The sequence below is a fragment of the Anoxybacillus sp. ST4 genome, from assembly GCF_019448545.1.
In the GTDB taxonomy this organism is placed as follows: domain Bacteria; phylum Bacillota; class Bacilli; order Bacillales; family Anoxybacillaceae; genus Anoxybacillus; species Anoxybacillus pushchinoensis.
The window spans coordinates 143,053-167,976 of sequence record NZ_JAHZOE010000001.1 but is presented as its reverse complement, the minus strand read 5'-3'; the positions used below and the strand labels follow the sequence as shown (position 1 = coordinate 167,976).

At 43.1% G+C, this 24,924-nt stretch carries 27 protein-coding genes and 1 pseudogene; 23 read left to right on the top strand and 5 right to left on the bottom strand.

Annotated features, from left to right (window positions below):
- Positions 1–138: 138 nt before the first annotated feature.
- From mce to gndA, 5 genes are all read left to right on the top strand, one after another.
- Positions 139–552: a methylmalonyl-CoA epimerase gene (gene mce / locus K1I44_RS00975; protein ID WP_003394218.1), complete on the top strand. Its 414-nt coding sequence runs from the start codon at positions 139–141 to the stop codon at positions 550–552.
- Entirely contained in the window at positions 549–2,099 is a 1,551-nt protein-coding gene (locus K1I44_RS00970) for an acyl-CoA carboxylase subunit beta (RefSeq protein WP_035044604.1), read from the top strand. Before mce ends, K1I44_RS00970 begins: the two co-directional genes overlap by 4 nt.
- 113 nt (positions 2,100–2,212) lie before the next feature.
- A complete protein-coding gene (locus K1I44_RS00965; protein ID WP_219985001.1) occupies positions 2,213–3,337 on the top strand; it encodes a M20/M25/M40 family metallo-hydrolase in 1,125 nt (374 codons plus the stop codon).
- 4 nt (positions 3,338–3,341) lie between these two features.
- The gene (locus tag K1I44_RS00960) at positions 3,342–3,809 is read left to right on the top strand and encodes a chemotaxis protein CheW (RefSeq protein ID WP_003394227.1); all 468 of its coding nucleotides are present in this window, start codon (positions 3,342–3,344) and stop codon (positions 3,807–3,809) included.
- Positions 3,810–3,874: 65 nt separating this feature from the next.
- Positions 3,875–5,284 carry an NADP-dependent phosphogluconate dehydrogenase gene (gene gndA, locus K1I44_RS00955; protein ID WP_192953992.1) on the top strand — a complete coding sequence of 470 codons (1,410 nt, stop codon included), beginning with the start codon at positions 3,875–3,877 and terminating at the stop codon, positions 5,282–5,284.
- A 39-nt stretch (positions 5,285–5,323) separates the two neighbouring features.
- Here gndA and K1I44_RS00950 read toward each other — a convergent pair whose 3' ends face one another.
- Both K1I44_RS00950 and zwf read right to left on the bottom strand, forming a co-directional pair.
- Positions 5,324–5,935, bottom strand: coding sequence for a cyclase family protein (locus tag K1I44_RS00950; protein ID WP_219985000.1), 612 nt, complete (start codon positions 5,933–5,935; stop codon positions 5,324–5,326).
- Between the two features lie 13 nt (positions 5,936–5,948).
- Entirely contained in the window at positions 5,949–7,436 is a 1,488-nt protein-coding gene (gene zwf, locus K1I44_RS00945) for a glucose-6-phosphate dehydrogenase (protein ID WP_219984999.1), read from the bottom strand.
- Positions 7,437–7,554: 118 nt separating this feature from the next.
- Here zwf and rnz point away from each other — a divergent pair, with 118 nt between their 5' ends.
- Both rnz and K1I44_RS00935 read left to right on the top strand, forming a co-directional pair.
- The gene (gene rnz / locus K1I44_RS00940; RefSeq protein ID WP_219984998.1) at positions 7,555–8,493 is read left to right on the top strand and encodes a ribonuclease Z; all 939 of its coding nucleotides are present in this window, start codon (positions 7,555–7,557) and stop codon (positions 8,491–8,493) included.
- Positions 8,490–8,807, top strand: coding sequence for a CHY zinc finger protein (locus tag K1I44_RS00935; RefSeq protein WP_219984997.1), 318 nt, complete (start codon positions 8,490–8,492; stop codon positions 8,805–8,807). Before rnz ends, K1I44_RS00935 begins: the two co-directional genes overlap by 4 nt.
- Before the next feature lie 36 nt (positions 8,808–8,843).
- On the opposite strand, the gene namA is transcribed toward K1I44_RS00935, so the two are convergent.
- Together namA and proI are read right to left on the bottom strand one after the other, a co-directional pair.
- Complete coding sequence (gene namA / locus K1I44_RS00930; protein ID WP_219984996.1) at positions 8,844–9,842, bottom strand: NADPH dehydrogenase NamA; 999 nt, start codon at positions 9,840–9,842, stop codon at positions 8,844–8,846.
- Between the two features lie 71 nt (positions 9,843–9,913).
- The gene (gene proI, locus K1I44_RS00925; protein WP_003394246.1) at positions 9,914–10,735 is read right to left on the bottom strand and encodes a pyrroline-5-carboxylate reductase ProI; all 822 of its coding nucleotides are present in this window, start codon (positions 10,733–10,735) and stop codon (positions 9,914–9,916) included.
- A gap of 440 nt (positions 10,736–11,175) precedes the next feature.
- On the opposite strand from proI, the gene K1I44_RS00920 reads away from it, so the two are divergent.
- Genes K1I44_RS00920 through K1I44_RS00910 form a run of 3 tightly spaced genes read left to right on the top strand, consistent with a single transcriptional unit; the run spans position 11,176 to position 13,234 of the window.
- A complete protein-coding gene (locus K1I44_RS00920; RefSeq protein ID WP_219984995.1) occupies positions 11,176–12,123 on the top strand; it encodes an MBL fold metallo-hydrolase in 948 nt (315 codons plus the stop codon).
- Positions 12,120–12,905: an SDR family NAD(P)-dependent oxidoreductase gene (locus tag K1I44_RS00915; protein WP_219984994.1), complete on the top strand. Its 786-nt coding sequence runs from the start codon at positions 12,120–12,122 to the stop codon at positions 12,903–12,905. Before K1I44_RS00920 ends, K1I44_RS00915 begins: the two co-directional genes overlap by 4 nt.
- A 14-nt stretch (positions 12,906–12,919) precedes the next feature.
- Entirely contained in the window at positions 12,920–13,234 is a 315-nt protein-coding gene (locus K1I44_RS00910) for an iron-sulfur cluster biosynthesis family protein (protein WP_370627949.1), read from the top strand.
- 31 nt (positions 13,235–13,265) lie between these two features.
- Here the strand turns inward: K1I44_RS00910 and K1I44_RS00905 are convergent, their stop codons facing one another.
- On the bottom strand, positions 13,266–13,472 hold the full coding sequence (locus K1I44_RS00905) for a CDGSH iron-sulfur domain-containing protein (protein ID WP_219984992.1): 207 nt from the start codon (positions 13,470–13,472) through the stop codon (positions 13,266–13,268).
- A gap of 187 nt (positions 13,473–13,659) precedes the next feature.
- Between K1I44_RS00905 and K1I44_RS00900 the strand changes: the two genes are divergently transcribed.
- The 13 genes and pseudogenes from K1I44_RS00900 (at position 13,660) to moaD (ending at position 24,921) form a co-directional block, all read left to right on the top strand.
- Positions 13,660–14,775, top strand: a complete 1,116-nt coding sequence (locus K1I44_RS00900; RefSeq protein WP_219984991.1) for a TIGR04053 family radical SAM/SPASM domain-containing protein — start codon at positions 13,660–13,662, stop codon at positions 14,773–14,775.
- A 667-nt stretch (positions 14,776–15,442) separates the two neighbouring features.
- Positions 15,443–16,171 (top strand): annotated as a pseudogene (locus K1I44_RS00895) (MFS transporter); the annotation flags it as partial.
- A 138-nt stretch (positions 16,172–16,309) separates the two neighbouring features.
- On the top strand, positions 16,310–17,641 hold the full coding sequence (locus K1I44_RS00890; RefSeq protein WP_003394284.1) for a NarK family nitrate/nitrite MFS transporter: 1,332 nt from the start codon (positions 16,310–16,312) through the stop codon (positions 17,639–17,641).
- A gap of 65 nt (positions 17,642–17,706) precedes the next feature.
- The gene (modA, locus tag K1I44_RS00885) at positions 17,707–18,468 is read left to right on the top strand and encodes a molybdate ABC transporter substrate-binding protein (protein ID WP_219984990.1); all 762 of its coding nucleotides are present in this window, start codon (positions 17,707–17,709) and stop codon (positions 18,466–18,468) included.
- 2 nt (positions 18,469–18,470) lie between these two features.
- The gene (modB, locus tag K1I44_RS00880) at positions 18,471–19,166 is read left to right on the top strand and encodes a molybdate ABC transporter permease subunit (protein WP_003394288.1); all 696 of its coding nucleotides are present in this window, start codon (positions 18,471–18,473) and stop codon (positions 19,164–19,166) included.
- Positions 19,147–20,184 carry a sulfate/molybdate ABC transporter ATP-binding protein gene (locus K1I44_RS00875; RefSeq protein WP_003394292.1) on the top strand — a complete coding sequence of 346 codons (1,038 nt, stop codon included), beginning with the start codon at positions 19,147–19,149 and terminating at the stop codon, positions 20,182–20,184. The genes modB and K1I44_RS00875 overlap by 20 nt, the downstream gene beginning before the upstream one ends.
- A gap of 101 nt (positions 20,185–20,285) precedes the next feature.
- A complete protein-coding gene (moaA, locus tag K1I44_RS00870; protein ID WP_219984989.1) occupies positions 20,286–21,287 on the top strand; it encodes a GTP 3',8-cyclase MoaA in 1,002 nt (333 codons plus the stop codon).
- 4 nt (positions 21,288–21,291) lie between these two features.
- Entirely contained in the window at positions 21,292–21,789 is a 498-nt protein-coding gene (locus K1I44_RS00865) for a MogA/MoaB family molybdenum cofactor biosynthesis protein (RefSeq protein WP_219984988.1), read from the top strand.
- Positions 21,786–22,355, top strand: a complete 570-nt coding sequence (locus K1I44_RS00860; RefSeq protein ID WP_219984987.1) for a molybdenum cofactor guanylyltransferase — start codon at positions 21,786–21,788, stop codon at positions 22,353–22,355. Before K1I44_RS00865 ends, K1I44_RS00860 begins: the two co-directional genes overlap by 4 nt.
- Positions 22,356–22,507: 152 nt before the next feature.
- Positions 22,508–23,761, top strand: a complete 1,254-nt coding sequence (locus K1I44_RS00855) for a molybdopterin molybdotransferase MoeA (protein WP_003394301.1) — start codon at positions 22,508–22,510, stop codon at positions 23,759–23,761.
- Entirely contained in the window at positions 23,752–24,255 is a 504-nt protein-coding gene (gene mobB, locus K1I44_RS00850) for a molybdopterin-guanine dinucleotide biosynthesis protein B (RefSeq protein ID WP_219984986.1), read from the top strand. Before K1I44_RS00855 ends, mobB begins: the two co-directional genes overlap by 10 nt.
- On the top strand, positions 24,236–24,691 hold the full coding sequence (locus tag K1I44_RS00845; RefSeq protein ID WP_219984985.1) for a molybdenum cofactor biosynthesis protein MoaE: 456 nt from the start codon (positions 24,236–24,238) through the stop codon (positions 24,689–24,691). The genes mobB and K1I44_RS00845 overlap by 20 nt, the downstream gene beginning before the upstream one ends.
- Entirely contained in the window at positions 24,688–24,921 is a 234-nt protein-coding gene (gene moaD, locus K1I44_RS00840; RefSeq protein WP_003394309.1) for a molybdopterin converting factor subunit 1, read from the top strand. The genes K1I44_RS00845 and moaD overlap by 4 nt, the downstream gene beginning before the upstream one ends.
- The last annotated feature ends 3 nt before the right edge of the window (positions 24,922–24,924 follow it).

Here is a 24,924-nt window from a genome sequence, read left to right as displayed (position 1 = left end):
CACCTCTTGTTTCTTATTGTACAAACATGTTGTTTAACAAACAAGCACGAAAACATGCGAAAAAAGAAGGAAAAACGAAAAAAGTTGTCGAAATATTAGGGTGGTTTTCAACGGAAAACAACAAAGGGGTTGGGGCTTATGGAAGTAAAAAAGGTCGATCATATTGGTATTGCTGTGAGGTCATTAGATGAGGCGTTGCCGTTTTATACGGATACGCTCGGGTTGCCTTGCGTCGGCATTGAAACAGTCGAATCGGAACAAGTGAGGGTCGCATTTTTAAAAGTTGGCGACGTGAAAATTGAGCTGCTTGAGCCGCTTTCTGAACATAGTCCAATTGCTTCTTTTATTGAAAAAAGAGGGGAAGGTATTCATCATGTCGCGCTCGGTGTTGATCATATTGAACAGCGTATTCATGAATTAAAAAACGATGGCATTCGCATGATTCATGAGCAACCAAAACGCGGAGCGGGAGGGGCGCTTATCGCCTTCATGCATCCAAAGTCCGCTCACGGAGTATTGTACGAGCTTTGTGAAAGAGAGGGCGGGCAATAATGGATATGTATGATAAAATTAATGAGCTATATGACCGCCGGCGTGAAATTGAACTCGGTGGCGGCGACGATAAAATCGCCAAGCAGCACGCGAAAGGGAAATTAACAGCAAGGGAGCGCATTGATCTTTTGTTGGATGAAGGAACGTTCGTTGAATTAAATCCGTTTATCGAGCATCGTTGCACGGATTTCGGATTAGCCGGGAAAAAGGGACCAGGTGACGGCGTTGTCACAGGATACGGAAAAATAGATGGGCGAACGGTATTTGTGTTTTCGCAAGATTTTACCGTGTTTGGTGGCGCGCTTGGAGAAATGCACGCAAAAAAAATTGCGAATATTATGGATTTAGCGGCGAAAACAGGCGCCCCCATTATCGGATTAAACGATTCTGGTGGTGCGCGCATTCAAGAAGGGGTATTGTCGCTCGATGGCTACGGGCACATTTTTTACCGTAATGCCATTTATTCCGGTGTTGTTCCACAAATTTCGGTCATTATGGGTCCGTGCGCAGGCGGTGCTGTCTATTCACCAGCGATCACTGATTTTGTATTCATGGTCGAAAAAACGAGCCAAATGTTTATTACTGGACCGAAAGTGATTGAAACAGTAACAGGAGAAAAAATTAGCGCTGAAGATTTAGGTGGTGCGCGCGTACATAATACCATTAGCGGGAACGCTCATTTTTCAGGTGCGACGGAAGAAGACGTACTTGCTCAAGTGCGCAGACTGTTAAGTTATCTCCCACAAAATTGCCAAGAAAAACCGCCGTCTATGCCTGTCGTCAATGATGATGACGATCGTCCTGATTTAGCTGACGCGATTCCGATTGATGCGGTTAGACCGTATGATGTGCGTAACGTCGTGTTGCAAGTCGTTGATGAAGGATCGTTTATGGAAGTGCAAAAAGACTTTGCGAAAAACATCGTTGTTGGTTTTGCTCGCGTAAAAGGGGAAGTGATCGGGCTTGTATGTAATCAGCCGAAGTTTATGGCAGGTGGACTAGATATCGACTCGTCCGATAAGGCAGCACGATTTATTCGTTTTTGCGACTCGTTTAACATTCCGATTGTTACGTTTGAAGATGTGACTGGCTTTTTCCCTGGCGTCAAACAAGAGCACGGCGGCATCATTCGTCACGGGGCGAAAATTTTATATGCGTATTCCGAGGCTACGGTGCCAAAAATTACGGTCATTTTACGAAAAGCTTATGGTGGGGCATATGTCGCATTAAATAGCAAATCAATCGGGGCAGATGTCGTATACGCATGGCCAAATGCAGAAATTGCTGTGATGGGGCCACAAGGGGCAGCGAACATTATTTTCGCTAGTGAAATCGAAAACAGCCCAAATCCAGAAGAGACACGGGCGCAAAAAATCGAAGAATATCGCGACAAGTTCGCCAATCCGTATGTCGCAGCAAAATACGGGATGGTCGATGACGTTATTGACCCACGCGACACGAGAATTAAGCTCATTCAAGCGCTCGATATGCTTCGCCATAAACATGAAGAACGTCCGAAAAAGAAACATGGGAATATTCCATTATAAATTATACCGCCATATTTTTGGCGGTATATATGTTTTTAAAAAAATCGTACGTTTCGCAAACGATATAAAAATCCGTTATACTTAAAGTGAGTATATACATAGGAGGATGCTACATGATCAATGAGCAGCGTTTAGTCAATGAATTTCTAGAGCTCGTGCAAATTGATTCAGAGACGAAATATGAGCGTCATATTGCGGATGTATTAAAAACAAAGTTTGAAGCGCTCGGTTTGCACGTCGTTGAAGATGATACGACAGCGCAAACAGGGCATGGGGCAGGAAATTTAATTTGTACATTGCCTGCGACAAAAGAAGGGGTAGATCCGATTTACTTTACATCCCATATGGATACAGTCGTCCCTGGAAAAGGAGTGAAGCCATCTATTCAAGATGGGTACGTCGTTACAGATGGGACAACGATTTTAGGGGCAGACGATAAAGCTGGGCTTGCTGCGATGTTTGAAGCCATTCGTGTGCTAAAAGAACAACATATCGCTCATGGGCTTATTCAATTTGTAATTACGGTCGGTGAAGAGTCTGGGCTTGTCGGCGCGAAGGCGCTCGACCGATCGCTTATTCAAGCCAAATTCGGATATGCACTAGATAGCGATGGAAAAGTCGGACAAATTATCGTTGCTGCTCCGACACAGGCGAAGTTAAAGGTGACTATTCACGGAAAAACGGCTCACGCCGGTGTAGCTCCAGAGCGTGGCGTATCGGCGATTACAATTGCCGCAAAAGCGATCGCCCAAATGCCGCTCGGTCGCATCGATGAAGAAACAACCGCAAATATCGGTCGTTTTGAAGGGGGAACGCAGACGAATATCGTTTGCGATCGCGTCGATATTTTAGCGGAGGCACGTTCGCTCGTTCCAGAAAAAATGGAAGCGCAAGTGGCAAAAATGAAAGAAGCGTTCGAACGGGTAGCGGAGGAAATGGGCGGCCGAGCAGATGTTCACGTCGAAGTAATGTACCCAGGATTTAAATTTGGTGACGGAGATCATGTCGTTGAAGTGGCAAAACGAGCCGCCGAAAAAATTGGTCGTCCGCACGAGTTGTTGCGCAGCGGTGGGGGAAGCGATGCAAATATTATTGCCGGTTTTGGCATTCCAACTGTTAACTTAGCGATCGGTTATGAAGACATTCATACAACAAATGAACGTATGCCAATTGAAGAACTTGTCAAAACAACGGAAATGGTCATCGCTATTATTGAGGAAGTGGCTGCAAAGGGGTGAGACGATGAATAAAGTTGTCGTGTTTCAACTTTCTAATGAGCAATATGCCATCCCGGTTGAACACGTCGTATCCATTGAAAAAATGAGCTTTCCAACGATCATTCCAGGCATGCCTTCGTACATGCTTGGCGTTGTGCGCATTCGTGGCGAGCTCGTTCCTGTGCTTGATACGTCGCAAATTTTATATCGCCGTCCATATACGGAGACGGAAAAAACGCGCTTGCTCGTCGTTCAGGCGGACGATGTATATGTATCTTTTATTGTTGATGATGCAAAAGAAATTATCGACATCCCGCCTGATATGATGAAGCAAGTTCATATGCTTGCTTATCAGCGGACGCCGTATTTTATCGGTATTGCTAATTTGCCTGATCGGCTCATTACAGTCATCGATCCTACGATATTGTTTAATCATTTAGAAGGAGTAAACATCATTAAAGAACATATAAAGAATGAGAGACAGAACACTTGAACGAGAAAAGACGATTGTGGTATGTTCTTTTTTGAACAATCAAAATATAGAAAGGAACGTTTACTATGGCGAAACAACAAATTGGTGTGATCGGTTTAGCAGTCATGGGAAAAAACTTGGCGCTCAACATTGAAAGCCGTGGATATTCCGTTGCTGTGTATAACCGTTCGCGTGAAAAAACAGATGAGTTTGTAAAGGAAGCAGAAGGAAAAAACATCGTTGGTACATACAGCATTGAAGAGTTTGTTCACGCGCTTGAGAAGCCGCGCAAAATTTTATTAATGGTAAAAGCAGGTGCCGCGACAGACGCAACAATCGAACAACTAAAGCCGTATTTAGAAAAAGGCGATATCGTCATCGATGGCGGCAATACGTATTTTAAAGATACGCAGCGCCGCAATAAAGAACTTGCGGAACTAGGCATTCATTTCATCGGCACAGGTGTTTCAGGTGGAGAAGAAGGGGCATTAAAAGGTCCTTCAATTATGCCTGGTGGACAAAAAGAGGCGCATGAACTCGTTCGTCCGATTTTCGAAGCAATTGCGGCAAAAGTCGACGGTGAGCCATGCACGACATACATCGGTCCAGACGGTGCAGGTCATTACGTAAAAATGGTGCATAACGGAATTGAATATGGCGACATGCAATTAATTGCCGAGGCATACTTTTTATTAAAACATGTGCTCGGATTAAATGCCCAAGAGCTTCATGAAGTGTTTGCGGAATGGAATAAAGGGGAATTAGACAGCTATTTAATTGAAATTACAGCGGACATTTTCACAAAAATCGATGAAGAAACGGGCAAGCCGCTTGTTGATGTCATTTTAGACAAAGCAGGGCAAAAAGGAACAGGAAAATGGACGAGCCAAAACGCGCTTGATCTAGGTGTTCCGCTTCCGATCATTACCGAGTCGGTATTCGCTCGCTTTATTTCGGCGATGAAAGAAGAGCGGGTGAAAGCGAGCAAGTTATTAGCAGGACCAGCTGTGAAGCCGTACGAAGGCGATCGCGCGCATTTTATCGAAGCTGTGCGCCGCGCGCTTTACATGAGCAAAATTTGCTCATACGCTCAAGGCTTTGCGCAAATGAAGGCTGCATCGGAAGAATACAACTGGAATTTGCAATATGGCAATATCGCGATGATTTTCCGCGGCGGTTGCATCATTCGTGCGCAATTTTTACAAAAAATTAAGGAAGCGTACGACCGCGACCCATCGCTTTCTAACTTATTGCTAGACCCATACTTTAAAGACATCGTTGAAAACTATCAACAATCGCTTCGCGAAATCGTTGCAACGGCAGCGATGCGCGGCATCCCGGTTCCGGCGTTCGCAAGCGCACTAGCATACTACGACAGCTACCGAATGGACACGTTGCCAGCGAACTTAATCCAAGCCCAGCGCGACTACTTCGGTGCCCACACATACGAGCGCATCGACAAAGAAGGCGTGTTCCATACGGAATGGCTGAAATAAAACGAACCCCCTAGAGCAAGAGACTCTAGGGGGTGTTTATTATTGTTCAAACAATAATACGCGCGCTGGAGCAGCGTCAGTGCCGACGAGTTTAAGAGGAGCGGCGACCATCCAATATTCGCCTGCTGGGACGTCTTTTAGCCGAAGCCCTTCGATAATGATAATGCCATGGCTAAACAGCGTTTTATGCGTCGGGTGTCCTGTTTGATTGCGCTCGACGCCAAGCGCGTCGATACCAACACCTCGAATACGTTTTTCGGCTAAGTACGCTGCCGTATCTTCGGCAACGTAAATAAATTCAAAGTTAAAAGCGTCGTCGAACGAGTTTTTCGTTTTGAATAAGATAAAATCGTTCTCTTGAATGTCAAAATGAATGAGATCTTCTTTTGTAATTCGATCATCGACGTTTGTCACGTCTAATACTTTGCAGTAGCCGACAAGTTTTTCAAGCGGGATCGTTTCGAACGTTTCACCGTCTTTTACCATATGAAGCGGTGCGTCAATATGCGTACCTGTATGCACATCCATATCAATACGCGATTCGGTGACGTAATCGTTCGTAACGGTCATTAGCTTCGGTTGTTTTTCCGGCTTATTTTTATACACAGGCATTCCTTCAAAAATTGGGGCAGTAACATCGTACATGTTCATGTTTGTTTCCTCCTCACATATTTGGGCTAAGCGGCCACCAATGAAAGCCGTCTTTTTGCAATAGCTCGTCTGCTTTTTTCGGTCCCAACGAGCCGGCTTCGTAGTTCGGGAAGTCTGTAGCTTCTGTGTTTGCCCATACGTCTGAAATCGGGTCGACGAAGCTCCATGAGGCAGCGACTTCGTCCCAATGCGTAAAGTTTGTTGCATCGCCGCGCATGCAGTCATATAGCAATTTTTCATACGCTTCCGGCGTATTAATGCCGTCGATGCAGTTGTAGCAATAGTCGAGTTTTATCGGCGTCGTTTTCATGTTTTCGCCGCTTTTTTTCGCGTTCAAGTGAAGGGTAATGCCCTCGTCTGGCTGAATATGAATGACAAGTAAATTTGGATGTACGTGTTCGCTTGTGCCATAATATAAGTTCATTGGCACATCTTTAAACTGTACGACAATTTTTGTCGATTTTTCTATCATTCGTTTTCCTGTTCGTATGTAAAACGGCACACCTGCCCAACGGAAATTGTCGATTAAAAGTTTTCCAGCTACAAACGTTTCCGTATTGGAGGTTGGATCGACATTATGTTCTTCACGATAGCCGACGACTTTTTGCCCTCGCACAATGCCGCTTCCGTATTGGCCGCGTACAAAGTATTGATCGACTTCATCATGTGCAACAGGACGAAGAGCTCGTAACACTTTTACCTTCTCGTTGCGAATGTCGTCCGTTGTAAGTTTAATTGGCGGCTCCATCGCTAGTAACGCGACCATTTGTAACATATGGTTTTGTACCATGTCGCGAAGAGCCCCAGAATGGTCATAATAGCGGCCGCGATCTTCTACACCGAGCGTTTCGCTTGATGTAATTTGAATATTGGCAATAAAGCGGTTATTCCAGAGCGGTTCGAAAATGGCGTTCGCAAAACGAATGACCTCGATGTTTTGCACCATTTCTTTGCCGAGATAATGGTCAATACGGAAAATTTGCTCCTCTGAAAACGATTGGCGTATTTCTTCATTTAGTTTTTTTGCGCTTTGTAAATCATGACCGAACGGTTTTTCAATGACTAATCGTGCCCAGCCATTCGTTGCCGTCAGTCCTTCTGATTTTAAATGCGATGTAATCGTTCCGAAAAATTCCGGTGCCATCGCTAAATAAAAAATGCGGTTACCCGGAATGTGAAACTGTTCTTCTACATGTGTCAATAGTTCATTTAATTGTTCATATGATTGCGTATTTGTCGCATCTAATGAATGATAGTAAAAATGGGAAATAAATGTGTCATCGATTAGCTCTTGTTTTGTCGCTTCTTCAATCGTTTCTTTTACGTAATGACGAAACGATTCGTCTGTATGGGGGCGACGGGCAACGCCGACAACAGCAAACTGTTCAGACAGCTTTCCTTTTTGATAAAGTTTATAAATGGATGGAAATAGTTTGCGTTTTGCTAAGTCGCCAGTCGCACCAAAAATTACAATTGTCGCTTTTGGTTGTACGTCAGTCACGGATCATATACCTCGCTTTTATTCATTTTTTGAAAGGTTCATGATAATGTAATTTTAGAGGTTTATTGTGGTAAACGCAAATGTTTTATCTGATTAAAGAAAAGAGAGGGATGAAAGCGTGGAGTTGTTATTTTTAGGGACAGGCTCTGGTGTCCCGTCGAAAGGTAGGAACGTGTCAGCCGTTGCGCTTCAGTTGTTAGAGGAAAGAGGGGCGACATGGTTATTCGACTGCGGTGAAGCGACCCAACATCAAATTTTACATACGTCCATTCGCCCAAGACGAATTGAGCGCATTTTCATTAGCCATTTACACGGTGATCACATATTTGGTTTGCCTGGATTGCTTGGCAGCCGCTCATTTCAAGGAGGGGAAACGCCGCTCGTCGTTTACGGTCCAGCAGGTATCCGTACATTTATTGACACAGCCTTAACGATTAGCGGCACACGGCTAAAATATGATTTGTATATTGAAGAATTTACAGAGGGGATCATATTCGAAGACGAACAGTTTGTTGTTATAGCAAAACTGCTCGATCACGGTTTGCCTTCATATGGGTTTCGCATTGTCGAAAAAGATTTGCCGGGCACGTTGCTCGTCGATCGGCTCCTTGCTCTTGGTGTGAGACCGGGGCCTATTTACCAGAAAATTAAGCGTGGAGAGACTGTTGTGTTAGATGATGGAACTGTCATTGATGGTCGTGAATTTGTTGCCCAACCGAAAAAAGGGCGCATTGTTGCGATCATGGGAGATACGCGTTATTGTGAGGCGAGCATTGAACTTGCGAAACGAGCAGATGTGCTCGTTCATGAGGCGACATTTAGCGCAGAAGAAGCGCATTTAGCGCACGATTACTATCATTCAACGACGTGGCAAGCAGCAGAAGTAGCGAAACAGGCGGGAGTGAAACAACTCATTTTGACGCATATTAGCTCTCGTTATCAAGGGGAGATGTGTGAGCGACTCGTTGAAGAAGCGAAAACTATTTTTCCGAATGTTGCGCTTGCTTTCGATTTTTCATCGTTTCTGATTCCACGGACAGGAGATGATCAACGATGATCGAAGTAAAAGGGAGCATCATCGATAAACAGACACGATGCGTACATTATCATAGTGAACGCGATGTCATTGCGATTAAGTTTTATTGTTGTCGAACGTATTTCCCGTGCGTGTACTGTCATGAAGAACATGGTTGTGGCAAGCATGCGGTATGGCCGAAAGAGCGTTTTTATGAAAAAGCGGTTTTATGTGGTGTTTGTCAAACGGAGCTGACGATTGAACAATATATGACAAGCAATTACCATTGCCCACATTGCAACGCGGCGTTTAATCCGGGATGTCAACTCCACGCACATTATTATTTTGAAGTATAAAAAGGATGTCCACGATGTGACATCCTTTTTCGTGTTTTACCATCCTCTGACATATGGTTTCGGTGCTTCAAGCTGAATGCCAAGTTCGTTTGCGGCTGTTTTTGGCCAATATGGGTTGCGAAGAAGTTCGCGCCCGATAAAAACAAGATCAGCGCGCCCGTTCCGTAATATCTCTTCTGCCTGTAACCCTGACGTAATGAGCCCAACGGCTCCTGTCGGCACATTTGCTTCACGGCGAATTGTTTCCGCAAACGGCACTTGGTAGCCTGGGTATGCATCAATTTTTGCTGGAACGACGGCGCCAGAGCTTACATCGATCAAATCAACACCTTGCGCTTTCATTCGTTGAGCATAGTCAATGTAATCATTGACTGTTAACCCGTCTGGATGATAGTCGTGTGCAGAAATGCGCACAAATAGTGGACCGTCCCACACTTCTTTTACCGCTTCAATCACTTCACTTAAAAAGCGGTAGCGATTTTCCCCGTATTCATCCGTTCGTTTGTTTGTAAGAGGCGATAAAAACTCGTTAATGAGATAGCCGTGAGCAGCATGAATTTCAATGACGTCAAAATCAGCTTCCTTTGCTCGCCGCGCCCCTTGCTGAAAGGCGTGAATCGTTTCTTCAATTTCCGTTTTTGTCATTTCTTTTGGTGTGCGCATGTTGTCATCAAACGGAATAGGGGAAGGAGCAATGATTTCCCCAGAAACGGTCGCTTTCCGTCCGGCATGTGCAAGCTGAATGCCAATTTTGGCTCCTTGTTCATGAACGAGCGTCGTGAGCGTATGCAATCCACTTATATGGTCGTCGCTCCAAATGCCTAAATCGCGTGCCGAAATTCTCCCTTGTGGTGTCACGGCTGTCGCTTCGACAATAATAAGTCCGACTTGCCCGACAGCCCGCGTTGCATAATGAATGAGATGCCAGTTGTGTACCGTTCCGTCTTCACGATCACACGCATACATGCACATCGGCGACATGACGATGCGGTTTTTCAATGTGACGTCTCGTATCGTATATGGCGAAAAAAGCATACAACATCCCTCCGATCGTATTGTTTACAAAAATGATATCACGTACTGTTGGAAAAGAAAAACAATTTGCTTTATTGAACGGAGGAAAGAAGTGCTTCACCGAGCTCTTTTGATCGTTCAGTTGCTCGTTTAATGCAAGCAATCATTGCTTCTTGATAGCGGTATTGCTCGAGCACACCAATGCCTGCTTCAGTCGTCCCCCCTGGGCTTGTGACTTCTTTTCGTAAAATGGAAGGATGTTTGTTCGACGCTTTTAACATATGGGCGGCACCGATAATCGTTTGTAAAATGAGCTCTTTCGCAATATCGTGATCAAGCCCGATTTCATCGGCCGCTTTTTCCATTGCCTCCACTAAATAATACACGTAAGCAGGTCCGCTACCAGATAACCCTGTCACAGCATGCAAGTGCTTTTCATCAACAATCGTCACAATTCCGACCGTTTCAAATAACGTTTTTGCGATGCGCATATGTTCGTCCGTTGCGTATGCCCCTTGCGCTAATGCTGTGGCGGATTGTCCGATGGCTGCGGATGTATTCGGCATGGCGCGAATGACCGGGATTTGTTTCCCGATTAGCGATGTAATTGTATCGGTCGTCACTCCTGCAAGCAATGAAATAATAAGCTGTTGTTCACAAAAAGCATGTGCGATTGGCGTAAGACTTTCCGCAACATCTTTTGGTTTCATGGCTAAAATGATAATATCGGCTTCTTTTACCGCTTGTTCTTTATTCGTTTCCGTTCGCACCCCATACGTTTGTTGCATATACGTTAGTCGTTCCATGCGCGAGCGATTCGTTACGATCATTTGCTTTGGTTCATATAGCGTTTGTATAACTCCTGAAATAAGCGCTTCTGCCATCGATCCTGCTCCGAGAAACGTGATCGTCATTTTTTCTCCTCCTTATCTCCAAAATAAAAAGACCTTTCGTCCGATAAAGGACGGAAAGGTCTTTCATTTCCGCGGTACCACCTTTGTTGGCAGAAGTTATGCCCACCTTTTGTGCCGGTATCGTCGGCAAGACGGTTAGGTTTGCCTAACAGCTCATAGGGTAGGTTCCATGATAAAGAGGGTAATGAAACCTTTCAGCCTACGGGTTTCACTCTCTTGTTACCATTTATCATGTACTGGCCCTATTCATCGCTTCGCACATATATGATTTGCTTGCAATTATGCATGAAAAACGAGCGTGTTGTCAATAGGTTTCATCTAATTATTTTCTGAATTTTTTAATAAATAAATAAAAATAAATGACAAATAGAAAAAATAAGTGTAAACTGATAAACAGACGAGACGGAAAATTATGATGATATAATGAAGGAGCTAGAACGATGGAACAGTTGCATCGCATTGTCGTTCCAACGCCATTTGCCGTTGGAGATGTGAACATGTATATTCTTGAAGGAGAGCGATTAACGCTCGTTGATGCTGGGGTGAAAACGGAGGAAGCATGGAACGTTTTCGTTCGTGAATTGCAGAACATCGGCTACCAACCGACAGATATTGAACAAGTCATCATTACGCATCACCATCCAGATCACGTCGGTTTACTTGATTATTTGCCGCCGTCACTTCCTGTTATCGGGCATCGCAAAGCTGCGCCTTGGATTGCGAAAGATGCTGCTTTTTTTTCGTGGCACCAACAATATTTCGAACAATTTTTAATCGAGTGTGGCGTTGGTGAAGAGGGTGTGACGAAACTAGGAAACTTTCGGCGTTCTCTTCGCTTTTCGTGCGAGCGCTCGCTCACACAAGAAGTAAAAGAAGGGGATATGATTGAAGGTTGGACGGTCATCGAAACGCCAGGTCATGCGCAAAGTCACATCGTGTTGTATCGTGAAGCGGACGGTGTGATGATCGGAGGCGACCATTTGCTAGCAGCGATTTCATCTAATCCGCTGTTAGAACCTCCTGCGATTGGTGAAAAGGAACGACCGAAGCCACTTTTGCAATATAATGATTCATTAAAAAAACTACTCCAGTACGACATTACAACAATTGTTACGGGACATGGGGAAGATGTGACGGATGTCGCACCGCTTATTGACAAGCGGCTTGAAAAACAAAAAGAACGTGCACAGTACGTGTGGCAACTGTTGAATGAAAAGCCGATGACGGCATTTGACGTATGTCGGGCGCTTTTCCCGACTGTATATGAGCGAGAGTTTTTGTTGACGATGTCTGAAACGATTGGCCAACTGGACTATTTAGAGGCGATAGGTGCAGTGAAAAAAGAAAAAGATGATCAAATATATATGTACGAAGCGGTGAGATCATGAAACTGGAAGGGAAATACGTTGTTATTACAGGAGCATCGAGTGGCATCGGTGAACAAATCGCATACGAAGTAGCTAAACGCGGAGGAATACCTGTATTGCTCGCACGTTCAAAAGAAAAGCTAGCGCAAATTGCGCAACAGATTGAACAAACGTACAGTATTTCTTGCCTATATGAGCAATTAGATGTTAGTAACGTCAAAGAAGTAGACGATGTATTTGATCGCTTGCTCACCTCGATCGATGTCCATATTCTTGTCAATAATGCTGGTTTCGGCGTATTTCGATATGTTGAACAGATTGATCTTTCGGAAGCGAAACAAATGTTTGATGTCAATGTGCTCGGATTGATCGCTTGTACGAAAAAAGTGTATGCGCATATGCTGGAAAAACGATCGGGTCATATTATTAATATCGCATCGCAAGCAGGAAAAATTGCCACGCCAAAATCGAGCGTATATGCGGCGACAAAACATGCTGTGCTCGGATTTACAAATAGCTTGCGAATGGAAGCGTCCATGTATGGCATTTATGTGACGGCTGTAAACCCTGGACCAATCGAAACGAACTTTTTTACCGTTGCTGATACGTCTGGGGAATATGTAAAAAACGTAAAGCGATGGATGCTCCGCCCGGAATTTGTCGCAAAGCGCATCGTTGATGTGATGCTTACCCCTACGCGCGAAGTGAACTTGCCGTTTTGGATGCATATGGGAAGCCGTATATATCAACTATTTCCATCGCTCATTGAAAAAGTCGGCAAACAAGCATTTTTAAAAAAGTAAGAGAGGTTGAAATGATGAACGTGACATTGACAAAACGAGCGATTGAACATCTTCGTCGTGTTCAAGGAAATAAACATGTGAAACTCATATACGATACAGATGGTTGCGGATGTGCCGTAAATGGAGTGCCTGTTTTGTTGCTCATCGATGAACTAGATGAGCATGATGTAGCGATCGAAACAAACGATGTGCCCATTTGGATGGAAAAACATCAGCTCATTTTTTTCGATGATGAAATGACGATTGACGTTGTCGATGGGGCAGGGTGTTTTCAATTAAAAAGTCCAAATCAAATATTGAATCCGCGCATGTCGCTGGTTGAGCGCTAAAAAATAAAAAAGCCCGGAATAAAAGCCGGGCTTATTCGTTTTTCGGCGCGCGAACGACCGATTCAAATTTGCCTTTATGGGCTGCATCACAAAACGGCATGTTTTGTGAGAGCCCACAACGACAGAGAGAAAACGTTTCTTTTGTTTCAAACTTGTTTCCTTCCATATCAATTAATTCGACATCGCCGGTTACACGAAACGAGCCATTATCCATCACTTTAATTTGCACTTTCCCCATATATTCCACCTCCTTGTATACCTTATATCGTATATACTATCTTATTTCATATTGGAAATGCAAGGACGTACATGTTTGTCTGAATAGTGACAAGATAGCTACATTATACTTTTTGTGATAAATATCACATGATCCCTCTCCACCTTTTTGTACAATGGGAAGTAGTGATTGAATCGGAGGGATCAAAATGCGTGATTTTCATCAAAATCCATTTATCGTTATATGGGAGTTGACGCGAGCGTGTCAACTCAACTGTCTTCATTGTCGGGCCGAAGCACAGTATCATCGCGATCCGCGTGAATTAACGTTTGAAGAAGGAAAACAATTGATTGATGACATTTATGAGATGGATCAGCCTCTTCTTGTGTTCACAGGTGGCGATCCACTGATGCGTCCAGATGTGTACGACATTGCTAAATATGCGATTGATAAAGGACTTCGTGTATCGATGACGCCAAGCGCCACACCAAACGTAACGAAGGAAGCGATCCGAAAAGCAAAAGAAGTGGGGCTTGCCCGTTGGGCGTTTAGTCTAGATGGGCCAGATGCCCAAATTCATGATCACTTTCGTGGCACATCCGGTTCGTTCGACTTAACAATGAAAGCGATTCAATATTTACACGAGCTTGACATTCCAATTCAAATTAATACGGTTATTTCTCGTTATAATGTTCATGTTCTTGATGAAATGGTGCAACTTGTTGAAAAGCTTGGATGTGTGCTGTGGAGCGTATTTTTTCTCGTACCGACAGGCAGAGGGAAAGAGACGGATATGATTTCACCCGTTGAGCATGAAAAAGTGTTTCGTTGGCTTTATGAAACGAGTAAACGTGTACCGTTCGATATTAAAACGACTGCAGGACAACATTATCGACGCGTTGTATTGCAACAAAAAATGCGAGAGCAACAAATTGATCAAGTTATTCGCTATGAAGACGTGCTAATGAAAGGGATGACTGGGCAAGTAGATGGTTTAGGGCGCGCCCCAAAAGGAGTAAACGATGGTAATGGCTTTGTATTTATTTCCCATATCGGTGACGTATATCCGAGCGGATTGTTGCCTGTAAAAGCAGGAAATGTACGCGAACAACCACTATCGCACATTTATCGCCACTCGCCAATTTTCAAGCAGTTAAGAAATCCAGATGGATATAAAGGAAAATGTGGTGTATGTGAATTTCGCTATGTTTGTGGTGGATCGCGTTCGAGAGCGTATGCGGTGACAGGCGATTACTTAGCGAGTGAGCCATATTGTATTTACATTCCGAAAGCGTGGCGTCAAAAAGAAAAGGTCGGCGAATAGCCGACCTTTTCCTACATGTGCGCTCGGCATGGGTGCAATCTATAGGGTGAAAGTCCCGAACTGCGAAGGCAGAAGTAGCAGTTAGCTTAACGCAAGGGTGTACGTGGTGACACGGAATCTGAAGGAAGCGAGCGGCAAACTTCCAGTCTGAGGAACACGAACTTCATATAAGGCTAGGTATCATTGGATGAGTTTGTATGACAAAACAAAGTCCTTTCTGCCGAAGGTGATACAGAGTAAATGAAGCAGATAGATGGAAGGAAAGATTGCACTCTTACCCGAGGAGGTCTGATGGATACGTGAAGTACGCTTCATAACCTACTTAGTGATAAGTAGCTGAACCATCAGAAGTCAGCAGAGGTCATAGTACGAATCTGTCTAGAACGACTCGGAAGGACTGAACAATCAAGAGAAAATAGCCCTTGGCATTCAGTACGTCATGATGAACACAGAAAACACGGTACCTCCCAAGAGTATAAATGCTAGTTTAAGAATGTACAAAAGTGATTGGATAAGAATGTACAAAAGTGATTGGATAAGAATGTACAATTTTGATTTTAACATGCATACTGATTTCGAGGTGAAATGGTGTGCATGTAAATTTGAAAATCACAATAGAGATTGAAATTCATAGTTTATCAGATTTGCCAAAATTTAAAACCCTTGTGGAACGGTCTTGGCAATGTTATTTGGACCGCGTCTTGCTGAAGCACATGGATGGAACAGTGTATTCGGATTAGCGCTCATTCCTCTTATTGTTGCATTTATTGTATTTATCCTATTTGCGAAAGAATGTCCGACAGCGGTAAAACCAACGAAAATGTCAGAATATACACGAGTAATGAAAATGAAAGAGACATGGTTGTTTAGCTTCTTTTACAGCTTATCTTTTGGTGGATTTGTAGGAATGACGAGCTATTTAACGTTATTCTTTTTTGATCAATACGGGGTTGACAAGGTGACGGCAGGGGACTTTGTGACGCTTGTCGTATTTGCAGGAAGCTTTGTTCGGCCAATTGGTGGATATTTGGCGGATAAATACGGCGGGATGAAATTGCTCGTTTGGTTATTTACTGGTGCGACTGTCACATTAACGATTGTTGGCATGCTTCCACCTGTCTATGTCGCGTTAGCGCTTTTATTTGTTACACTTATTTTTTTTGGTACAGCGAACGGAGCGTTATTCCAAGTCATCCCTAACGTATTCCCGAAAGAAGTTGGATTATTAACAGGTTTTGTTGGAGCTGCCGGCGGGTTAGGAGGGTTCTTTTTACCGAATATTTTAGGGATGTTTAAGCAATGGACGAATTCATATTCGTACGGATTTTGGTGGATTGCAGCGACGATGCTCGTTGCGATGCTCATTATGAGACGACTGCGCAAAACGATCGCTTAAATATCATTTTTTAACATTGTATGAACATTTCATAATATGTGATGCACATCACATTCTTGTTTATACACTTTCTATATGATGAAAGTACAGCAATGATTTTTATAATTATATACTGTCAAAAAAGGAGAGACGATCGTTATGAGTCAAACATTGAAAACGGCTTCAGATTATGCTGAACGAAAAAGTCGCATCGGTTCGTACTGGAATCCAGAAGATCCTGAATTTTGGGAAAAAGAAGGAAAAAAACATGCTCGAAGAAACCTTTGGATTTCTGTTCCAACGTTAATGCTTGCATTTATTGTTTGGCAAATTTGGTCTATCGTTGCTGCCCGATTAAATGATATTGGATTCCAATTCACGCAAAGTCAATTGTTTACGTTAGCTGCTGTCCCTGGACTTGTCGGTGCGACGCTACGCTTCATTTACACATTTGCAGTCGGGAAATTTGGAGGAAGAAATTGGGTTGTTTTCTCGACAGGGGTGTTGCTCATCCCAGCCATTGGGGTTGGTTTAGCGGTACAAAATCCGAATACACCGTACTGGGTTATGTTGTTGCTAGCTGCCCTCTGTGGACTCGGTGGTGGAAACTTTTCATCTGCATTAGCGAATATTAGCTTTTTCTTTCCGAAAAAAGAAAAAGGGACAGCGCTCGGTATTAACGGCGGCCTTGGAAATATGGGAGTATCGGTCGTTCAGTTCGTCACACCGTTAATTGTGACAGTCGGTGTATTTGGGGCGATCGGTGGTGAACCACAAGTACTAGCAGATGGTTCAAAAATTTGGTTACAAAACGCTGCGTTTATTTGGGTCATTCCGATTGTGTTCTTTACGATTTTAGCATATTTCGGTATGGATAACTTACCAAATGCAAAACAATCTGTATCAGAGCAGTTTGTCATCGTAAAAAGAAAACATACGTGGATTATGACATGGTTGTATATCGCAACGTTCGGTTCGTTTATTGGATATGCGGCAGCGTTTCCGCTTTTATTAAAATCACAATTTCCAGAACACGTCTCGCTTGCCTTTTTAGGGGCATTTTTAGCAGCTTCATTCCGTCCAGTCGGTGGTTGGTTGTCTGATAAGCTAGGAGGGGCGCGCGTAACAAACTACGTCCTAATGACTATGGGGCTTGGCGCTGCTGCGGTCATGTATTTTACAACTGAAAAACATTTTATCGGATTTATTGTATCTTTCATGATCTTATTTATTGCTGCCGGAATGGGATCAGGGTCAACATTCCAAATGATCCCGATCATCTTCCCACCAAAAGAAGCAGCACCTGTTCTTGGTTTTACGGCAGCGTTTGCAGCGTACGGTTCATTCTTTATTCCAAAGCTATTCGGTTGGGCATCTCAAAACACAGGGACACCGATTACGGCATTTTATTTCTTTATCGCATTTTATGTTGTATCGGTTGTATTAAACTGGTATTATTATGCTAGAAAAAACGCAGAAGTAAAATGTTAAGTGAATGAAAAAAGGGAGTATCTGTCATGGATATTCCCTTTTATTGATATATGGAGGAATTGAGAATGAAAAGAATATTATTTTTTATTATGCTTTTTTTGCTAGCCGCATGTCAGTCTCTATCTGCACAGCCATCTTCTCCACCGACAATTAAAGTTGCAGCAGCGGCGGATTTAACGAACGTTTTCAAAGAAATAGGGGAACAATTTAGAAAGGAAACAGGGACAAACGTTACATTTGTTTTCGGCTCGAGCGGTCAACTAGCAGAACAAATCAAACAAGGAGCTCCGTTTGATGTATTTGCTTCAGCACATGTGAAATATGTTGATGAACTCATTCGTGAGCACGTGGCTATAGAAAAAACAAAAAATATATATGCATTTGGCCGCATTGGGCTCGCTGTAAAAGAAGGGGTAGCAGTAACGTCATTGGAGGATGTATCAAAAGAAGAAGTGAAAAAAATAGCGATCGCTAATCCCGATCATGCCCCTTATGGATTAGCGGCGAAACAAGCGTTAGAACGAGCGGGTTTATGGGAGCAAGTAAAGCAAAAAATTGTTTACGGAAGAAACATTGCCGATACGCTTACTTATGTAGAGTCAGGCAACGTGGAAGTAGCAATTGTTGCCCTCGGATTAATGAAAGACCATCATTTGCCGTTCTATCTTATCGATGAACGTATGCATGATCCGATTCGACAGGCGATTGTTGTTACAAAACAAACAGCCCATGAAAAAGAAGCGCATGCGTTTATTGAGTTTTTAAAAGGACCGAACGGAACGAGTATTATGAAAAAATACGGTTTTATCATTCCTGAGGAGGAATAATCGTGCAGGCAATGAATCTTTTTCCGCTCTTTTTATCATTAAAAGTAGCAACAATTGCAACAAGTTGTGCACTAGTTGTCGGACTGCCCATTTCCTATTATTTGAGCCGCTCTAACCATAAAATAAGTGATATACTTGATTCATTGTTTACGTTGCCGATTGTATTGCCCCCGACAGTTCTTGGTTATTATTTACTTGTGCTACTCGGGCGATCTAGCCCAATCGGTCGTTTTTTAGAAGATACGTTTGGGATAATGATTGTGTTTACGCCAACGGGAGCGGTTGTTGCTGCATTTGTTGTCGCTTTGCCGTTTTTCGTGAAAACGGCACGTGCAGCATTTGCGAGCATTGATGAGCAATTGCTAAATGCTGCAAGAGTGCTCGGTCGATCTGAATGGGATATTTTTTTCGCCGTTGTCATCCCGCTTTCTTGGCGTAGCATTGCATCTGCAACTACACTTGTCTTTGCACGTGCGCTCGGCGATTTTGGAACGACGTTAATGGTTGCAGGAAGCATTCCAAATGAAACGATGACGATGCCTATTGCCATTTACGATGCGTTGCTTGCGGGGGATAAAAAAATGGCGAATATACTCGTCCTTATCATGACCGTTGTATCTATTGCTTTGTTGTACACAATGAAACGATTAGAAAAACGAATGATTCGAGGAGAAAACGATGCTGTACGTCGCCATTAAGAAAACATTTCCACACTTTCAGTTAGACGCTCATTTTACAATTCAAAACGGAATTGTCGGGATTTTAGGTGCATCGGGATGTGGAAAAAGTTTAACATTGCAAAGCATTGCAGGATTACAGCAGCCGGATGAAGGAATTATTCAATTGCACGATCGGTTATTTTTTCATTCAGACAAACGGCTCCACGTTCCTGCCCGTTACCGAAACGTAGGCTATATGTTTCAACATTATGCCCTTTTTCCACATTTAACAGTTTACGAAAATATTGCGTTCGGTTTGAAAAAATGGCCGAAGAAACAAGTGCAACGTGCGGTTATAAACATGATTAGAAACATCGGATTAGAAGGGTATGAGAACTACTACCCACATCAACTATCTGGCGGTCAGCAACAGCGAGTTGCGCTTGCACGTACGCTTGTTACAAACCCAAGCATATTATTGCTTGACGAGCCTTTTTCAGCGCTCGATCATCACACAAAACAAGTGATGGAACAACAATTTTTCTCTTATTTACAACAACACTTTTCTGGTATCGTTCTTTTTGTTACACATCATTTAGAAGAAGCCTATCGGTTATGTGACGAACTTATTTTATATGACCGTGGTCGCGTCATACAACAAGGAAAGAAAGAATGCGTATTTCATGAACCGGACAATGTACAGGCTGCAAAAATTGTCGGCTGTAAAAACATATTTCCTTGTACGGTTGATGATAGAGGAAAGCAGCTTGTTTGCTCCGTCAATGGCGCATCACTCATTGTTCCTGCCCATAAAAAAAAGAATAAGGCAACACATATGGGCATTCACTCACACCATATTCGTTTTGTAGATGAAGCGACATGCAACGCTTTTTCTTTTCAGATCATTCGGGCCGTTCCAAATGTATATACGTATGATGTGACATTGCAAACCGATCATTTTACATTGCAGGCAAGCGTAAGTGAAGAACAGTGGAAGCATATACACAATAAAAAAGTATATTTGCCGCCCGAGCATTTATTTCTTTTATTTGAATAAATCATGAACAAATATGTTTGTGTGACGTACGTCACATTTGTTTGTTCACAAATTTAGTAACATGGACATAGAACCTCGGTAAATGAAATGAGGGATTGACGATGGTATATGATGTATATGGACGTCCATTATTAGACTTACGCATGTCGGTAACGGATCGGTGTAATTTTCGTTGCACGTATTGCATGCCGGATATAGAGGGAAAACAGTATTGTTTTATGAAGCAGGAACAACTGATGACATTTGAAGAAATGGAGCGTTTAGCCCGGCTATTCGTACAACTAGGAGTAAGGAAAATTCGCTTAACGGGTGGCGAGCCGTTATTGCGTAAAAATATTGATGTACTTGTGGCGATGTTGACAAATATTGAAGGTGTTCAAGATGTAGCGTTAACGACAAATGGGTTTTTTTTAAAAAAGTATGCAAAAAAATTAAAAGATGCGGGTATGAAGCGTGTGAATGTTAGTTTAGATGCACTCGATGACCGCATTTTTATGAAAATGAATGGTGTTGGTGTTTGTTCTACCCATATTTTAGAAGGGATTGACACGGCGCTTGCCGAAGGGCTTACGGTGAAAGTCAATATGGTTGTAAAAAAGGGATTGAACGATAGTGAAATTTTACCGATGGCTTACTTTTTTAAAAAGAAAGGTATAACGCTCCGTTTCATCGAATTTATGGATGTTGGCTCCTTGAATGGATGGAAGTTAGACGATGTTGTGACGAGTAAACAAATTTATGACATGATTTCTGAACATATGCCGCTTGAGCCTGTTGCTCCTGCCCATGTCGGTGAAGTAGCTAAACGTTATCGTTACGTAGGAACAGATGTGGAAGTCGGCTTTATTTCCTCGGTTTCTGCCGCTTTTTGTTCCGGCTGTACACGGAGCCGACTATCCGCTGATGGAAAGCTGTATACATGTTTATTTGCGATAAACGGAACAGATTTATTAAGCATGATGCGCGCTGGAGCGAGCGATGAACAACTTCTTACATGTATTGAACATGTTTGGCGAAAACGAGCCGATCGCTATTCAGAGGAGCGTGGGGAACAAACGGCGTGGAACGGAAAACGAATCGAAATGTCATATATTGGAGGTTGACGACATGGGTGTTTATGATCATAAAAAGCAAGCGACGCTTCCCGTTCGTTGTAAAATTGTTACTGTTTCAGATACTCGTACGTATGAAACGGATAAGAGTGGACAAATCATTCACGAACAATTACAGCAAGCGGATATCATCGTTGCTGCATACGAAATTGTCAAAGATGACGTATTTGCCATTCGGCAAGCGGTCCAAATAACGGAACAAGTCGATGTGATTTTAATCAATGGAGGAACGGGATTTACAAAGCGCGATGTGACAATTGAAGCGATTCAACCGTTGCTTGAGAAAGAAATGGTTGGATTCGGTGAACTGTTTCGTTTTTTAAGTTACGAACAAATTGGTAGTGCAGCGATGTTAAGTCGGGCGCTTGCTGGTTCGATGAACAACATGATGGTTTTTTGTATGCCCGGATCGACAAATGCGGTGCGCTTGGCGATGGAAAAGTTAATTTTACCAGAAATTCGTCATCTTGTTTGGGAGCTTTGTCGCCAATGAAAACGATCGGGATCGTTTTGGCAGGGGGACAGTCGAAACGGTTTGGAGAACCAAAGGCGCTCGCATTGCGTCGTGGGAAACCTTTCCTTTTTTATAGCGTGGAGGCGTTACGTCCGATAGTTGATCAAGTTGTTGTTGTTGCTCAGCCGCATATTCAAAAACAGATTCAACTGAAAGATGTGCAATGGATAGAGGACGTTTCGCAACATAAAGGAAAAGGGCCGTTAGCCGGGATTTATTCAGCGATGAAGCATTACGGGGCGACGTGGTATATCGTATTGCCGTGTGATATCCCATTTATTCATGAAACGATTGTAACTGTGTTAAAGCAGCAAGCAGACGATGCATTTGATGCTATTGTCCCATATGTAAACAGGCGACCTCAACCGCTTGTTGCGATATATCACCATCGTGTGAAATCGCTCATTTACGATTGCCTTCAGCAAGGGGAGTATCGCATGTACACGTTTCTTTCTTCTTGCCGAGTGAAGCATATAGAAATGAAAGAAGAGCAGCCGTTTATGAATATTAATACAAAAGAACAATATTACAAATGGATTGGCTAGAGGCAATACGCCTCTTTTTTTATCAACATTTATGAAAAAAATGTGAATTTCGTCACAGCACTTTTATTTTTGTGACGTACATCACACGATTTTGTAAGCAAAAGCGATATAGTAAAGATAGAATATTACGGCTTAAGAAGGGATGGACGAATATGCGTAAGCCAATTTCGGTTGCCGAAGCAATTGAACGAATAATGACATGGTGTCAACAAGTGGGAGAAGAGTACGTTTCGCTAGAACAATGTGATGGGCGTATTTTAGCTCAGCATATTGAAGCGACAATGCCGATTCCTTGGTTTGATCGCTCACCATACGATGGTTATGCTCTCTCAGCTGAGGCGACAGCGGAAGCATCATCTAGCCACCCTGTATTATTAGAAGTCGTTGGTACAGTTGGTGCCGGAACGGTTTGGGACGGCCCACTGACGCCAAAGCAAGCAGTAAAAATTATGACGGGCGCAGCCATTCCGAATGGGGCGAACGCTGTGATCATGGTTGAATTGACGAAAGAAATTGACAAAGAGGGGAAACGTTTTGTAGAGATAAAAAGGAAAGTGAGTGAAGGTGAAAATATTGTACGTATTGGGGAGGATATGAAGCAAGGGGAAGTTGTTGTTGAAAAAGGGACGGTAATTCACCCGGGTATTGTAGCGGTTTTAGCCACGTTCGGATACGATCGGGTACCTGTAATGAAGAAACCGAGAGTCGCCATTATTTCAACAGGAAGCGAGCTTCTTCAAGTTTATGAACCGCTTGAAAAAGGGAAAATTCGAAACAGCAATGCTTACATGTTGCAAGCGCAAGTTCGGCGCATAGGTGGAGAACCCATTTTATTTGGCAAAGTGCCCGACACGTTTGAATATACGTTACAAGTTGTGCAAAAAGCGTTGCGGGAAGCAGATGTTGTTATTACAACAGGAGGCGTATCTGTTGGGGATTTTGACTATATTCCGCAAGTGTATGAACATCTTGGTGCTAAGCTGTTGTTCAATAAAGTAGCGATGCGTCCAGGGAGCGTCACATCTGCAGCGGTATTTGAAAACAAAATGTTGTTTGGTCTATCTGGAAACCCATCTGCGTGCTATGTCGGGTTTGAGCTGTTCGCCCGTCCATTTATAAAAGCGATGTTAGGACAGTCCAAGCGATATTTAAAAAGAGAGCAAGCGGTGTTGCAAAAAGACTTTTTAAAACCAAACCCGTTCACCCGTTTTGTCCGGGCGAGAGCATCGCATCACGATGGATTGCTATACGTCGAACCCGTAGGAAAAGATAAATCAAATATTGTTTCGTCGCTTGTCCAGGCGAACGCCCTGCTCGTCTTGCCAGGAGGGACGCGCGGGTTTCAAGCAGGGGATCGCGTCGATGTGCTTTTATTCGAGGATGAGGGGGATGATATTTGGCGATGATTATTTTACAAGTTGTTGGTTATCAAAATAGCGGAAAAACGACGCTTATTGAAAAGGTGATTCAACGGTTATGTGAAATCGGATATCGTGTCGGAACATTAAAACACCACGGTCACGAAGGAAAAGTGACGTTGCCGAAAGAAAAAGACACAACACGTCATGCACAGGCTGGTGCGGCTGTATGTGCAGTTGAAGGAGACGGTACATTTTTTCTTCACGCAAAAGGAAATTGGACGCTCAATGAGTTAATTTCTCTCTATAAAACATTTCCGCTCGATGTATTGCTTATTGAAGGATTTAAACATGCATCCTATCCGAAAATCGTTTGTTTGCGTAGTCGAGAAGATGAACCTTTGCTGCATTTAGAAAACGTGCTCATGTCAATAAGCTGGCAACGGATGGATGGTTCTTTTTTCATTGAAGATGAGCAAGTATATATAGATCATATCATTTCTTATGTTAAGGAGGAACAGCATGTTCGCGATCGTTCGTGATCCTATTCATGTAGCAAGCGTAATTGAATCAGTCATGGACCGCAATGCAGGTGCGATTGTAACGTTTCTTGGAACAGTAAGAGAATTAACAAATGGAAAAAAGACAGTATATTTACAATACGAAGCGTATGAATCGATGGCGCAAAAACAGCTGCGACAAATTGGAGAAGAGATTGTTGCCCGTTTCCCGCAAGCCAAAGTAGCTATTGTACATCGTATTGGACGGCTTGATGTTACCGATATCGCAGTAGCGATTGCTGTTTCCACTCCTCATCGCGCAGATGCATATGAAGCGAATCGCTATGCCATTGAACGGGTCAAAGAGATAGTCCCCATTTGGAAAAAAGAACATTGGGAAGACGGAGAAATGTGGATTGGAAATCAAAAAGAAACCGTTCGCTATGATCAAGGGGCACCAGAGGGGGAAGAAGAATGATTCGCGTATTATTATTTGCGCATATAAAAGAAATGGTTGGTAAAGAGGAAATTGTGTTAAGCGAGCAACAAATGAGTGTTCGACAGCTTCGTGAGCGACTTCAGCACGAATACCATTTGCCAATAGTTTCATCGCTTCTCATTGCAGTTAACGAACAATTTGCAACAGATGATAATATGATCTATGCCGGTGATGTTGTTGCATTAATTCCACCGGTTAGTGGAGGATGATAA